The organism is Listeria sp. ILCC796, from assembly GCF_900186175.1.
In the GTDB taxonomy this organism is placed as follows: domain Bacteria; phylum Bacillota; class Bacilli; order Lactobacillales; family Listeriaceae; genus Listeria; species Listeria goaensis.
In genome coordinates this window covers 380774-394838 of the sequence record NZ_FYBV01000001.1, presented here as the reverse complement: position 1 = coordinate 394838, position 14065 = coordinate 380774, and the positions used below count along the sequence as shown (strand labels likewise).

12 protein-coding genes and 1 other annotated feature are annotated in these 14065 nt (G+C 38.1%); all 12 genes read right to left on the bottom strand.

What is annotated here, in order from left to right; all coding sequences use genetic code 11:
- Positions 1-139: 139 nt before the first annotated feature.
- The gene (gene mreD / locus CFS04_RS01875; RefSeq protein ID WP_088808904.1) at positions 140-661 is read right to left on the bottom strand and encodes a rod shape-determining protein MreD; all 522 of its coding nucleotides are present in this window, start codon (positions 659-661) and stop codon (positions 140-142) included.
- A 2-nt stretch (positions 662-663) separates the two neighbouring features.
- Positions 664-1545: a rod shape-determining protein MreC gene (gene mreC, locus CFS04_RS01870; RefSeq protein ID WP_088808903.1), complete on the bottom strand. Its 882-nt coding sequence runs from the start codon at positions 1543-1545 to the stop codon at positions 664-666.
- Positions 1546-1624: 79 nt separating this feature from the next.
- The gene (locus CFS04_RS01865) at positions 1625-2638 is read right to left on the bottom strand and encodes a rod shape-determining protein (protein WP_088808902.1); all 1014 of its coding nucleotides are present in this window, start codon (positions 2636-2638) and stop codon (positions 1625-1627) included.
- Positions 2639-2843: 205 nt separating this feature from the next.
- The gene (radC, locus tag CFS04_RS01860) at positions 2844-3509 is read right to left on the bottom strand and encodes a DNA repair protein RadC (protein WP_088808901.1); all 666 of its coding nucleotides are present in this window, start codon (positions 3507-3509) and stop codon (positions 2844-2846) included.
- Positions 3506-4216, bottom strand: a complete 711-nt coding sequence (locus CFS04_RS01855) for an A24 family peptidase (protein WP_088814581.1) — start codon at positions 4214-4216, stop codon at positions 3506-3508. The genes radC and CFS04_RS01855 overlap by 4 nt, the downstream gene beginning before the upstream one ends.
- Positions 4217-4457: 241 nt before the next feature.
- Positions 4458-5738 (bottom strand): folylpolyglutamate synthase/dihydrofolate synthase family protein, encoded by a 1281-nt coding sequence (locus tag CFS04_RS01850; RefSeq protein WP_088808899.1) that lies wholly within the window; start codon positions 5736-5738, stop codon positions 4458-4460.
- A gap of 57 nt (positions 5739-5795) precedes the next feature.
- The gene (locus tag CFS04_RS01845) at positions 5796-8447 is read right to left on the bottom strand and encodes a valine--tRNA ligase (RefSeq protein ID WP_088808898.1); all 2652 of its coding nucleotides are present in this window, start codon (positions 8445-8447) and stop codon (positions 5796-5798) included.
- Positions 8448-8495: 48 nt separating this feature from the next.
- Positions 8496-8715 (bottom strand) — a binding site (T-box leader).
- A gap of 40 nt (positions 8716-8755) precedes the next feature.
- Positions 8756-10045, bottom strand: coding sequence for a glutamate-1-semialdehyde 2,1-aminomutase (gene hemL / locus CFS04_RS01840; RefSeq protein ID WP_088808897.1), 1290 nt, complete (start codon positions 10043-10045; stop codon positions 8756-8758).
- Between the two features lie 2 nt (positions 10046-10047).
- Positions 10048-11025 (bottom strand): porphobilinogen synthase, encoded by a 978-nt coding sequence (gene hemB / locus CFS04_RS01835; protein ID WP_369821457.1) that lies wholly within the window; start codon positions 11023-11025, stop codon positions 10048-10050.
- Positions 11015-11731 carry a uroporphyrinogen-III synthase gene (locus CFS04_RS01830; RefSeq protein ID WP_088808895.1) on the bottom strand — a complete coding sequence of 239 codons (717 nt, stop codon included), beginning with the start codon at positions 11729-11731 and terminating at the stop codon, positions 11015-11017. Before CFS04_RS01830 ends, hemB begins: the two co-directional genes overlap by 11 nt.
- A complete protein-coding gene (gene hemC / locus CFS04_RS01825) occupies positions 11728-12660 on the bottom strand; it encodes a hydroxymethylbilane synthase (RefSeq protein WP_088808894.1) in 933 nt (310 codons plus the stop codon). Before hemC ends, CFS04_RS01830 begins: the two co-directional genes overlap by 4 nt.
- Entirely contained in the window at positions 12650-13960 is a 1311-nt protein-coding gene (hemA, locus tag CFS04_RS01820; RefSeq protein ID WP_088808893.1) for a glutamyl-tRNA reductase, read from the bottom strand. Before hemA ends, hemC begins: the two co-directional genes overlap by 11 nt.
- Positions 13961-14065: the final 105 nt, after the last annotated feature.

Genomic DNA, 14065 nt, shown 5'->3' with positions numbered 1-14065 from the left:
TCATTTTCTTAAAACCGATTGCTTGTTTTATTATAGCAGAACTTTTATCTCTTTAACATAAAAAACAGCTTAATCGTGCTTATCAAGCATAGCAACCTTCCATACTTGATAATGACTCACACGATTTTAGCTGTTTTTATTAGGATTCAGATTTTTTTAATTTGAATAAGAAATATCGGAACGGAAAGAAAACAACTAAATAAAAAGCAAAATTCAATATAAGCGTTGTCCACAATCTATAATCAATGAATTCCGGGAAACTCATTGTCGTTGTTCCAATTAAATAATAAAACGCATAAACAAGTACTTCACATAATATAACATTAAAAACAGCTATCAAGCCAACTAGAACGATATTATTCTGCAAAACCTTCAAGAACTTATCTGTTATATAAACGATGAATGGGAAAATAGCAAAGTAAATACCCATAACACCCGTATAATAAATATCAAATAAAATCCCTAAAGTAAATGCATAAATAAGCGTCGTATTTCGTCTGTAAAAAGCTGTCATAATGACTAACATAATAAGAAGAAAATGAGGAATAAACAATCTCTCTTCTCCAAATAATACGTGTCCAAATTGAAGACTAACGACACCTTCTAAAATAAAAGTACCAATCATGATTGCCGGAAGCCAAATGATTTTCTTGACATTCATGACTAATTGCCTCCAGACGAATCAGTATTTTCATCACCAGACGTAGAAGTTTCCGCAGTACGTTTTAAAATCGTCACATGATTTAAATCATACATATCAGCACCTGGCTTTACATAAGCAGTTTGTGACAATCCCATTTTATCTGTTTCAACTTTTTCAATGGTTCCAATAAAAATGCCAGATGGGAATTTCCCACCAAGTCCCGACGTCACAATCTTTTGGCCTTTCGTAAACTTCATATCATAAGGTAATTGTTTTAATTCCAATAACTTATCATCACTATTATAACCATTAATAATCCCATAAGCCGAGGCGCTACCTTGAACCATTGCCGAAACACGATTACGCGTGTCAGACGATGTCAATAGCTCAACAGTTGATGACTTTGCACCAGTTGTCGTTATTCGCCCAACTAGCCCACCTGATGTAACAACCGCCATATCAGGTTTCACGCCATCTCTTGAACCTTTATCAATCTCAACTTGCTCATTCCAATTTGTCGGATTACGTGAAATGACAGACCCGTTTATAGGATCATAATCGCTTAAACTCGATTGAATATTAAGTGAGTCCTTTAATTCTTTATTCTCTTTTCGTAAATCTGCAACATCACTTTCCAGTTGCGCCAATTCTTCTAAACGTTCTTTTAAATGCTCATTCTCTGTATAAGTATTTTTTAAATCTTGCGCGCCACTTATAACACCAGAAACAAAGCTTGCTGGTTTCGAAACAACATTTTCTCCAAAACCAACAACATCTTTTACAAATTGTTCAGGCCACGATGCATTTTCTCTGTCTCTGAGAGAAAAACCGACAAGGGCCACAAGAACAATGATAGCTATCAGCATAATAATTAAACGCTTATTTAGAAAAAATTGTGGCATAATGAACACCTCATCTCGTTAATCCTCTTTTTTCGATTTGAAGCTAACACTTTCTAGTTGAAATAAATGAGTGTTCCATTTAGTTCATTTTTTTCTTTTTATACAAGTCCATATTTTCAAGTGCTTTCCCTGTCCCAATTGCCACACAATCAAGCGGCTCATCCGCAATAATTACAGGCATTTTTGTTTCTTCAGAAATGACAGAGTCTAAATTGCGCAGTAACGCACCTCCGCCAGTAAGTACAATACCTTTATCCATAATATCAGCTGACAATTCAGGTGGTGTATTTTCAAGTGTACTCTTAACTGCATCAATAATAGCTGAAATGGTATCGGATAGTGCTTCGCTAACTTCTTCAGGTGTTACTTCGATTGTTTTTGGTAAGCCTGTTACCAAATCACGACCACGTATACTGAAAGGTTCTAAATTGAGATTTGTAGCATCGGCAGAACCAATTTCCATTTTAATGGACTCAGCAGTACGATCGCCAATAAGTAAGTTATATTTTTTACGAATGTAATTAATAATAGATTCATCAAGGTCATCACCTGCAGTACGTACTGAACGGCTTGTGACAATACCTCCTAGAGAAATAACAGCAACTTCAGTAGTTCCCCCACCAATATCGACAACCATGCTACCAGTCGGATCCCATACAGGAAGCCCAGCACCAATTGCTGCAGCGAATGGTTCTTCAATTGTATAAGCATCTTTTGCCCCAGCTTGTCTTGTTGCATCAATAACTGCTCGTTTTTCTACGCCAGTGATGCCAGAAGGAACACAAATCATTACAAATGGTTTGCTAGCGCTCATTCCTTTGCTAGCTTTTTGGATATAATACTTCATCATTGCTGCTGTTGTATCATAATCCGCGATTACCCCGTCCTTCATTGGACGAATAGCTACAATATTGCCTGGTGTTCTACCAATCATATTTTTAGCTTCATTACCAACTGCCACTATTTCTTGCGTGTCTTTCTTCATTGCAACAACGGAAGGCTCTCTTAAAACAATGCTCTTTCCTTTCATGTATACAAGTGTATTCGCAGTTCCTAAGTCAATGCCGATATCTTTGTTTCCAAATCCAAACATCTGTATTCTCCTTTTCTTTCAAAAATTAACTTTTGTATAAGTAATCAATGAAGCTGACACATTTGCACAGTTCAAAAATTAAGTTTACCTTATCCCTCGAGTGCCACTATTTCTATCTAAACACATATACAACCATTACATTATAACATAACTGTTTCATCACGGCATTAATTTTTAATAAGAAGAAATAAAATTAAAGTTTTCTTTAGAAATACTTTTTTTCTTTCATACTAAGATGGCTGTTTTTGCCTATAATAATGTGGTCTAGCAGGCGAATACCTAATAGCTCACCAGAATTTGCAAGCCGTTTTGTGACTCTGATATCTTCTTGTGAAGGCGTTGGATCACCAGATGGATGATTATGAAAACAAATAAGCGAAGCAGCAGATAATTTTAGTGCAATTCGAAAAACTTCACGTGGGTGCACAACACTAATGTTTAAACTACCGATAAACACTGTTTCGCGATGAATAATTTGATTTTTAACATTTAAAAAGACACAGTGAAAATGTTCTTGATATAAAAAACTAAGTTCCGGCTGCACAATTGAAACTGCATCAAACGGTGTTTTTATCACATAAGTTGTGCTTTTTTCGTTTTGATTTAGCCTTTTTCCCATTTCAAGTGCTGCAACAATTTTCGCAGCTTTTGCAATGCCGATACCATTTATTTTTTGAAATTCTTCGATTGTAGCGTGTTGAACGCTATCCAGTTCCCTAAAGCGCATAACAATCCGATTCGCCACAGAAAGGACAGACTCGTTTTTTGTTCCTGTTTCAATAATTAAAGCCATCAATTCAGAGAGAGTTAGTGCATCAGGGCCATGCCTTACTAATTTTTCCCTAGGCGGGTCGTCCAATTTTAAATTCATTCAAATCCACCGACTTTCAAACATAAATAACTTAAATACCCAAGAAATATAAATGGGACAAAAGGAATCATTTTTTTTCGCGAAATTTTATGGGTTAAACAGGCTACACCTAAAGAAATGGCAGCAATTGTCAGCGCGTAGATAAATATTTTATAACTTGTTGCAAATCCAACTGCAGTACCTAGAATAATCAATATTTTAATATCCCCTAGTCCAAATCCTTTTTTGACAAAATAATAACAGGCACTATAAGCGATAAAGCTAATTATAAGTTGTATAGTAGCGAATAAAACCGCTTGATTTAAAAATTGAAAAATGAGTATTATTGTTAGAAAAAAGCCCAATGCAAGGTTAGGAACATGCAGAAAATAAATATCTGTTAAAAGAAAATAATACAAAAAGAGAAATACAATGAAATGAACCATACCGATATGATGCATAAGATAAAATTGATACAGGACAAGCATTAAAATTGGAAAAGTAATTTCTTGCCAAAAATACATCTTGTGTAGCGCTTTTTGACAGCAAATTGTTTTCCCTTTTTGGACGATATATGAAACAATTGGAATCATGTGTTTGAATGAGATTTCCTGTTTGCAGTAATCGCAATGAGAATGACGAAATAGAAATGGTTTCTTTTGTGGTGAATTTTGCGCGCAAACGTGTAAAAAAGAACCAAAGATCGAACTGTAAATAAAAACAAACATATAGCACAATTTATTTGAACCTCCATTTTTTCTAGATTCTATCAGTATTTTTTAAGAAAGTCATATTGATAAAAATCTATTTTGGAAATGAATTACATTTAAATTCGTAAAGTTTGCTTAGTTAAAAATGCAATTTTGTAGGCAGACTTTCTTCGTAAAATCTTTTTTTCACCGTTTGCATTTTAGTTTGCGATAAACTATATTAAAAAAACTCCCCCATCTAGGAGGAGAAAATCAAACACTACTTTCTTAATAAAAATTTTCGAACTTCCGAAATAAAATAGAGCGAGCCTGAAATATATATAGTCGTCGTCAATTTAGCCGATTGTTTTTCCTGTATAAATTCTTTCCAATCTAGTACAGCGTTTATTCCGTTTTCTTTTGAAATTCGTTTCACATCGTCCTTCGAAAGAGATCTTGGAAAATCAAAAGTTGTTAGATAGAGCTGTACATGTTGAAGTTTTTTTAGAGATTGAATCATACTCGTATAATCTTTATCACTTAAAATGCTAATTAGAAGTTCTATATTATCTTCGTGTTGTAAATTATTAATAAGCGATTGAATGCCTTCAGGGTTGTGTGCGCCGTCCAAGACAAAATTAGGCAGCCCTTGAATTTTTTCTAATCTTCCCGGCCAAAAAGCCTCTTTTAAGCCTTGATAAATAGATTTCGTAGTTAGAGAAATATCACCTATTTCCCGTAAAATAAATAACGTTTGAATGGCAACAGAAGCGTTTTGAATTTGGTGATCACCATTTAAACCTGTTTCAAGATTAGGAAGTTCTTGATTTTTTGTATGAAAAACAAAACTATTTTTTGAAACTTTTTTAGAATTAAAATCCTTGCCGTAAAAATAAATAGTAGAATTTTGCTTATTGGCTAATTTTTGCAATACATCTATCACGCTTGGTTGAACTACACCTGAAACGGTTGGGACGTTTTGCTTGATAATACCACCTTTTTCAAGCGCAATTTCTTCAATAGAATTACCTAGAAACTCCATATGATCAAGGCCTATTGTTGTAATAACAGAAATAAGTGGCGTTAACACATTCGTTGAATCAAGGCGGCCACCTAACCCAACTTCAATGATTCCAAAATCGATTTGATCATATTCTGCAAAGTAAAGAAACATCATTGTCGTGATAATTTCAAATTCTGATGGAGGGCCAAAATCGGTTTTGGCGATTTCGGAAGCTATAGGAGCAACACGATTAGCTAACGTTACAATCATCTCATCTGAAACCGGTTCATTATTGACAGAAATGCGCTCATTAAACCGTTCGATATATGGGGATGTGAAAGTCCCAATTCGATATCCTTCTGCTTCAAGAACGGAGCGAATAAATGTTAATGTAGAACCCTTTCCGTTAGTTCCAGCAACGTGAATCCATTTTGCTTTTTTCTCTGGATTTCCTAGCGTTTCTAACATTTTTTCCATTCGCGAAAGCCCTGGTTTAATTCCTAGGCGTAACGTTCCATGAATCCAATCTAAAGCTTCATCATATGAAGTGAATTTCAAATATACCAGCTCCCTTAAAAAACAGCCCTATCTTATTCAATAAGGCTGTCATTTAGATTAGTTTTTCTTCAAATTAGCAATACGTTCTTCAACGGATGCTTTTTTAGCTAAATAATCTTGTTCTTTCGCTTTTTCTTCTGCAACAACTTTTTCCGGAGCTTTTGAAATAAAGCGTTCATTGGATAGTTTGCCTTGAACTCTTGCCACTTCTTTGTTCCACTTCTCAAGTTCTTTCTCTAAGCGAGCAATTTCTTCCTCAATATTAATTAAACCTTCTAATGGTAAATAGATTTCTACACCGGATATGACTGCGGTCATTGCTGAATCAGATGGTGTCAAATCAAAAGAAATTGTCAACGTTTCTGGATTACAGAAGCGTTCAAGGTAAGAAATATTTTCTTCCAAAATGGTTTTGAATTTTTTATTGGCTGGTTTAAGTTCAATTTTAATTTGTTTACTTAAAGGTGTGTTAACTTCAGCTCGGATGTTACGCACTGCGCGAATAATATCAACCAAAGTTTTCATTGCTTCAGATGATGCACGATCAATGTGACTTTCATCTACTTGCGGCCATGCAGCAACAGTAATAGACTCGCCTTTATGCGGTAAATTTTGCCAAATTTCTTCTGTAACAAATGGCATAAATGGGTGAAGTAATCGCATTGTATTATCCAGTACAAAAGCAAGAACTGAACGAGTAGTTTTCTTCGCTTCTTGATCTTCACCGTACAAGGAAATTTTTGCAATTTCAATATACCAATCACAAAACTCATCCCAAATAAAATTGTACAATGTCCGTCCCACTTCTCCAAACTCGTATTTTTCAGAAAGTGCAGTAACAGTTTCAATGGTTTCATTTAAACGAGTTAATATCCATTTATCACTTACTTCAATAATTTTTGATAAATCAATTTCATCGTATTGTAAGCCATCCATATTAATAAGCGCAAATCGTGAAGCGTTCCAGATTTTATTAATAAAATTCCAAGATGCTTCAACTTTTTCAAAGCTAAATTTCAAATCTTGCCCTGGTGAGGTTCCTGTTGATAGTGTGTAACGCAATGAATCAGCGCCATATTTATCAATAACATCAATTGGATCTACGCCATTGCCTAGAGATTTTGACATTTTACGTCCTTCTGCATCACGTACAAGTCCATGAATAAGTGTATCTTTGAATGGACGTTCTCCTGTGAATTCCACGGATTGGAAAATCATTCGTGAAACCCAAAAATAAATGATGTCGTATCCTGTTACTAATGTGTGATTCGGGAAGAAATGCTTATAATCAGAAGCATCAGTATCTGGCCAACCCATAGTTGAAAAAGGCCAAAGTGCAGAACTAAACCACGTATCTAAGACATCTTCATCTTGTTCCCATTCAGAAATATTTTCTGGTGCTTTCTCACCAACATAAATCTCGCCAGTTTCTTTGTGATACCAAGCAGGAATGCGATGCCCCCACCATAGTTGTCTTGATACACACCAATCGTGAATGTTTTCCATCCAAGTGGTATACGTCTTCTCAAAGCGATTTGGAACGAAATTAACTTTTGTTTCTTCTTCTTTTTGTATCGCAATAGCAGCTTCTGCTAAAGGTCCCATTTTGACGAACCATTGCATAGATAAATATGGCTCTACGACAGCATCAGTACGTTCTGAATGCCCTACTGCATGCATATGAGGTTCTTGTTTAATAAATAAATCAAGCTCTTTAAAATCTTGAATGATAGCTTTACGTGCTTCAAAACGATCCATGCCGTTGTACTTACCAGAAGCTTCGTTCATTGTACCGTCTTCATTCATAATAATAATCCGTGGTAAATCATGACGGTTCCCAACTTCAAAATCATTAGGGTCATGAGCGGGTGTGATTTTAACAGCGCCAGAGCCAAAGTCGCGTTCCACATACTCATCTGCAACAATTGGGATTTCGCGATTTAAGATGGGAAGTAAAATAGTTTTCCCAATTAAATGTGCGTAGCGTTCGTCTTTTGGATGCACAGCAACCGCTGTATCGCCAGGAATGGTTTCAGGACGAGTTGTTGCCACTTCTAAAAAGCCAGAACCATCAGCTAGAGGGTATTTTAAATGGTAGAAGTTTCCTTCCACTTCCTTATGAATAACTTCAATATCGGAAAGCGCAGTTTTAGCAACCGGATCCCAGTTAATAATATATTGTCCGCGGTAGATTAAACCTTTTTCGTATAGAGAAACAAAAACTTTTTTTACAGCATCTGAAAGACCTGCGTCTAGCGTGAAGCGTTCTCTTGAATAGTCTAGACCTAACCCTAATTTTTCCCATTGTTCGCGAATAAAAGAGGCATATTCTTCTTTCCATTCCCAAGATTTCTCAAGAAAATTTTCGCGGCCAATGTCATGACGAGAAATATTTGATTCTTTTAATTTAGCTTCCACTTTTGCTTGAGTAGCGATTCCAGCATGATCCATACCCGGTAAATATAATGTATCGAAACCTTGCATGCGTTTCATACGGGTAATAATGTCTTGCAATGTAGTGTCCCAAGCGTGCCCTAAATGAAGTTTACCAGTCACGTTTGGCGGAGGAATTACAACGCTATAAGGCTCTTTTTCTAAATTTCCTTCTGCTTTAAAAAAGCCCTGTTCAAGCCACCAAGCATACTTACCTTCTTCTACGTTATTTGGTTCATATTTAGTTGGCATTTCAATTTCATTTTGGTTTTCCATCTTAAAACCTCCTATTTTTATCAAATAAAAAAACTCTTCTTGTCCTTATAAAAGGACGAAAAGAGTTTGGATTCGCGGTACCACCTTTTTACTCAAAAATTTTGAGCACTTCATTCGTTTAACGATGAGTTTCACCGGCTTCTCCTACTTTATTGTTCAGAAAAGCAGCTCCGAGGCTACCTTCAATTATTTCGAATGAAAGTTTTCACCAACCACTTTCTCTCTAAAAAAACGAAAATAATGTACTCTTCCTCTTCAAAGCTTTTTATCAATATATATTTGTAGTTTACCAAAATGAGGCTATTTCGTCAATTGGCTTTCAATGTTTTACACGTTTGTTCAAAAGCTTCAAGCGTCTTATCGATTTCCTTTTCTGTATGAGCTGTAGAAATGAAAATGCCTTCAAATTGAGATGGTGGCAAGAAAATGCCTTGATTTAACATTTCGCGATAGTAAGCATTAAAGAAATTCAAATCGCTCGTCTTAGCTTCTTCAAAATTCGTCACTTTTTTGTCTGTGAAGAAAAAGCCAAACATGGAACCCGCCTTATTGATAGATAGCGGCACTTCATATTTTGCTGAAATACTTGTGAGGCCTTCTTCCATGCGTTTAATTAAGCTGCGAAACTGGTCATAGTGATGTGGCGTTAGCTGAGAAATCGTTTCATAGCCAGCGGTCATAGCTAATGGGTTACCCGACAATGTACCAGCCTGATAAATAGGCCCAGCTGGAGCAATTTGTTCCATAATTTCTCGTTTTCCGCCATAAGCGCCAACGGGCATTCCCCCGCCAATCACTTTCCCAAGACACGTTAAGTCTGGCGTTACAACGTAGTAGCCTTGAGCAGAATAATAATCGACACGGAAACCTGTCATTACTTCATCGAAAATAAGCAGACTACCATATTCAGTAGTGAGCTTGCGAAGTCCTTCTAAAAAGCCGGCAATTGGTGGAACCACACCCATATTCCCAGCAACGGGTTCAACGATGACGCATGCAATTTGCTCGCCGTAATGACTGAAAGCTAGACGCGCACTCTCTAAATCGTTATAAGGGACGGTAATAGTATCTTGTGCAAGTCCGCTCGTGACACCGGGAGAGTCAGGTAAACCAAGCGTTGCGACACCAGACCCTGCTTTAATTAAAAGAGAGTCACCATGACCGTGATAGCTGCCCTCAAATTTTAAAATCTTGTCGCGTTTTGTGTAGCCTCTTGCTAGGCGAATGGCGCTCATCGTTGCTTCCGTACCTGAAGAAACCATACGCACAATATCAATTGATGGCACACGGTCAATGACCAGTTTAGCTAATTCATTTTCAATTTCTGTGGGCGTCCCGAAACTTGTGCCCTTTTGGATAGTTTTTGTCAGGGCCTCCACCACATTTGGATTTGCATGGCCTAAAATGAGTGGCCCCCAAGATAAAACATAATCAATATAGTTGTTGCCATCGATGTCAGTTAAATAGGCACCAGTTCCGTGGTCCATAAAGACGGGTGCTGCGTCGACCGATTTAAATGCCCGAACAGGGCTGTTGACCCCACCAGGCATGAGCTTTATTGCTTCAGAAAAAGCTTTTTTTGAGTTTGAAAAATCCAATGTTATCCCTCCTGCTTGTTTAGATAAGTCGCAACATCTTTCGCAAAGTAAGTGATGATTAAGTCAGCCCCTGCGCGCTTCATGCTGAGGAGCATTTCCATCACGATTTTTTCTTCATCAATCCAACCGTTTTGGCTAGCGGCTTTAACCATTGCGTATTCGCCGCTTACGTTATAGGCGACAACGGGTAGATGTGTTTCGTTTCGGACATCGCGGACAATGTCTAAATACGCTAAAGCGGGTTTGACGATAATAAAGTCTGCTCCTTCTTTTTCGTCGCTTTTAGCTTCTAAAAAGGCTTCATGGCGATTGGCTGGATCCATCTGATACGTCTTCCGGTCGCCAAATTGCGGCGCGCCATCTGCGGCATCACGAAACGGGCCATAGAAAGCTGACGCATATTTCACGGCATATGACATGATGGGGATATTTTCAAAACCTGCTTCGTCAAGGCCACGGCGGATAGCTTGGACAAAGCCGTCCATCATGTTGGACGGCGCAATAATATCAGCTCCGGCACTCGCTTGGCTGACAGCGGTTTGAACGAGAATGTCAAGCGATTCATCATTTAAAATGCGTTCACCTTGAACAAGCCCGCAATGCCCGTGGTCAGTAAATTCGCATAGGCACGTATCAGCGACTACAAGAAGATTGGGATATGTTTCTTTAATCAGTTGTGTCGCTCTTTGAATGATACCGTGCGAATGAAAGGCACCTGTTCCGATTGCATCTTTTTCAGAAGGAATTCCGAACAAAATGACTGCTTGGATACCGCACGCAACAACGCTTTCTATCTCTTGCTTTAATGCAGATAGAGGGTATTGGTACACGCCGGGCATAGAAGCAACTTCTGTCACCTCATCGCCTTCTTCTTTAATAAAAAGTGGGTATATGAAGTCGTTCATTGTTAAGGTATTTTCACGAACTAAGTCACGCATTGCGCCAGATGACCTTAGTCGGCGATGTCTATCAAAATTCATCATTTTCTATCTCCTTTAGTAAATTATCCATCGTAAATATTGTCGGCTGAACATCGACTTTAAAGCCATCTCGCTCGATTGCTTCACTTGTAACAGAGCCAATCGAAGCAATTTTAACTGATTTACAAACAGCCTTTTTTTTAATAATTTTTTTGAAATTTTCCCATGCAGAAGGGCTCGCAAAAGCGATGTAAAAGTTGTCTTCTGCTTCCATGAAAGCGCGCAACTGACTAGGTGCAACTTCCGGCATAAACGTGTCATATAAAAACACTCGGTTCACCAAAATCCCTTTTTCTTTTAGTAAAGTTGGGATAACGCTCCGCCCCTTCAAGCTTTGCGGAAAAAGGACCGCCGGATTTCCACTTATAAATTGTAACCACTCAAAAACAAAAGCCTCCGTTTCGAATTCGCTCGGAATAAAATCAGCATGCAAATTATATTTTTTTAAGGCATCTGCTGTTTTTGAACCAATGACAGCTATTTTGAGTGTAGGTGGACATTTTTTGAAACGCTTGAAAAAATAGTGCACAGCATTTTGGCTTGTAAAAAAAAGCCAGTCATACGTATCAAGAATTATTTCTTGTTCTAACGGGAGTGGGCGTGTTTCAATTAGTGGTATCGAAATAGCGCGAATAGCCTTTTTTTCTAGATTTCGAATGGCCTCGTGATTTTTCGCTACTTCACGCGTTAAAACGACCGTCTTCATAGCGAACGAAGCGCGTCAATTAGTTCTTTTGCGCCCTGCTTTAAAAGGATATTGGCCGCTTCAATGCCAATTGTTTCTGGGGTGTCGCCACTTGTTTGCACGTCTAAGCGTGTCATGCCATCAACGCTTCCAACGAATCCAGTGAAGACAAGTCCGCCGTCAGCTTCTTTTTGGGCAAAACCAGCAATTGGGATTTCACAGCCGCCGTTTAGCGTTTTTAAAAAGGCGCGTTCAGCACGTACACAAAAAGCCGTTTCTGTATCATGGATTTCGCTAAGCATCGCGAGTACTTCTGCGTCATCATTTCGGCATTCAATTGCGAGGGCACCTTGTCCGACTGCCGGTAAGCAAGTTGTGGCATCGAGGGTTTGCCGTCTTAACGTTTCATCAGAAAGCCAGCCCATACGCGATAAACCAGCTTCTGCCAGAAGGATAGCATCGAAATCTTCCGCATACAATTTTTTTAAGCGCGTATCAATGTTGCCGCGAATTGACTTGATTTGAAAATCTGCGCGATAGCGTTTTAACATCGAAGCACGACGTAAACTACTCGTTCCAATGACAGCGCCTTGCGGAAGCTCATCCAAGTTGGTTTTTTCTACAAAAACAACGCAATCATAAGGAGATTCTCTTTTTGGGATAGCGCCAATTGTTAAACCTTCTTGCAGTTCGGAAGGCACGTCTTTCATACTATGAACAGCGAAATCAATTTTTTTATCAACTAAAGCCTGCTCAACTTCTGAAACGAAAAGTCCTTTTCCACCAACTTTACTTAACGTGACGTCTAAGATTCGGTCGCCTTTTGTCACGATTTCATGAATTTTAAACGTAACATCTGGAAATTTTGCTTGCAATGCGCTGATGACATGCCCCGTCTGCGTTAAAGCTAGTTTGCTCTTTCTTGAGCCAACAATTATTTCACGTTTCATAGGTTTTCCTCATTTCTTTAGCGTTCTGCGAAGATTCAGCTACCTGCAGTCCAAAAATTTCTTTAAATAATTGGATTTTCATTTCAGAATCGGCGTCAATGGACATTTCCTTGATTTCTGAAACCGGATTTTTTAAAAGTTGGTTAATAATGCTCTTCATATGTTTGCCAATCAGCACATACTCACGCTCCGTCAAACCCGGCAGCTTGTTCTCGAGACTTTTCATCGTTTCAGATTGAATGCATAGCGCCTTTTCTCTAAGTTCACGAATTAAAGGAACAACACCTAACTGCTTCTCCCATTCAAAAAAGGCAGCAGTTTCGGCTTCAATTTCAAATTCTAAGGCCTTAACGATTTGTTTGCGTTCTTCCGTATTTGCCGAAATAATACCATCCAGATCATCTAAATCATATAAGAATACATTGGCTAATTGTGCGCATGCAGGTTCGACATTACGTGGCAGAGCAATATCGATAATGAGCAGTGGCTTTGACCGTTTTAAAACGGCATTTTTTGCCATGCTTTCCGTAATAACGAATTCATTTGCCCCAGTTGAAACGATAATGATATCCGCTTGTTCCATTTTCACTTGTAATTTTTGCATCGGTGAAAACGACGCATGAAAATGACGTGCGAGCTCAAAACCAGTCTGCTCGGTTCGGTTCATAATTGTAACATTTTGCACACCACTGCCAGTTAAATTTTTTAATGCGAGTTCGCTCATTTTGCCAGCGCCAAGTAATAAGACGGATTGCTTATCTAAGTTTGTATGAATTGATTTTGCGACTTCAACGGCTGCGTAGCTCACTGAAACCGCATTTTCATTTATTCGTGTATCATGGTGTGTCTTTTTTGCAAATCGAATCGCTTCAGGAAAAAGCTGGTTTAATAGCGTTCCGGTTGTTCCAACTGATTGCGCCAATTGGAAAGCTTGTTTGACTTGACCTAAAATTTGCGTTTCCCCCAAAACGAGTGAATCCAGCCCGGCAGCAACTTCAAAGAGATGCTTAACGGCCTGTTTTTCCTCGTAAAAAAAGAGGTAATTCGCGAGTGTATCCATATCTTCTTGAAACCATTCTGCAAGAAAGCGTTTCATATAATAACGCGCTGTGTGAAGCTGATCCACAACAGCGAAAATTTCGGTTCGATTGCATGTTGAAATAATCACATTTTCAAGGATGCTTTTTTCCTCGTTTAATGTGCTCAGTGCCAGTTCTGCTGCTGATGTTTGGAAGACGAGCTTCTCCCTAATCTCGATGGGTGCCGTTTTATGGTTAAGCCCGACAGACAATATGTACATCTAAAAGTCCCCCTACAATTGAGATAATTTTATTTTAGCATTTTACTAGGTCGAAGTTCAATTAGCTAGTTTGTAAAAATTATAATCTGCCACAAAAAAATGAGC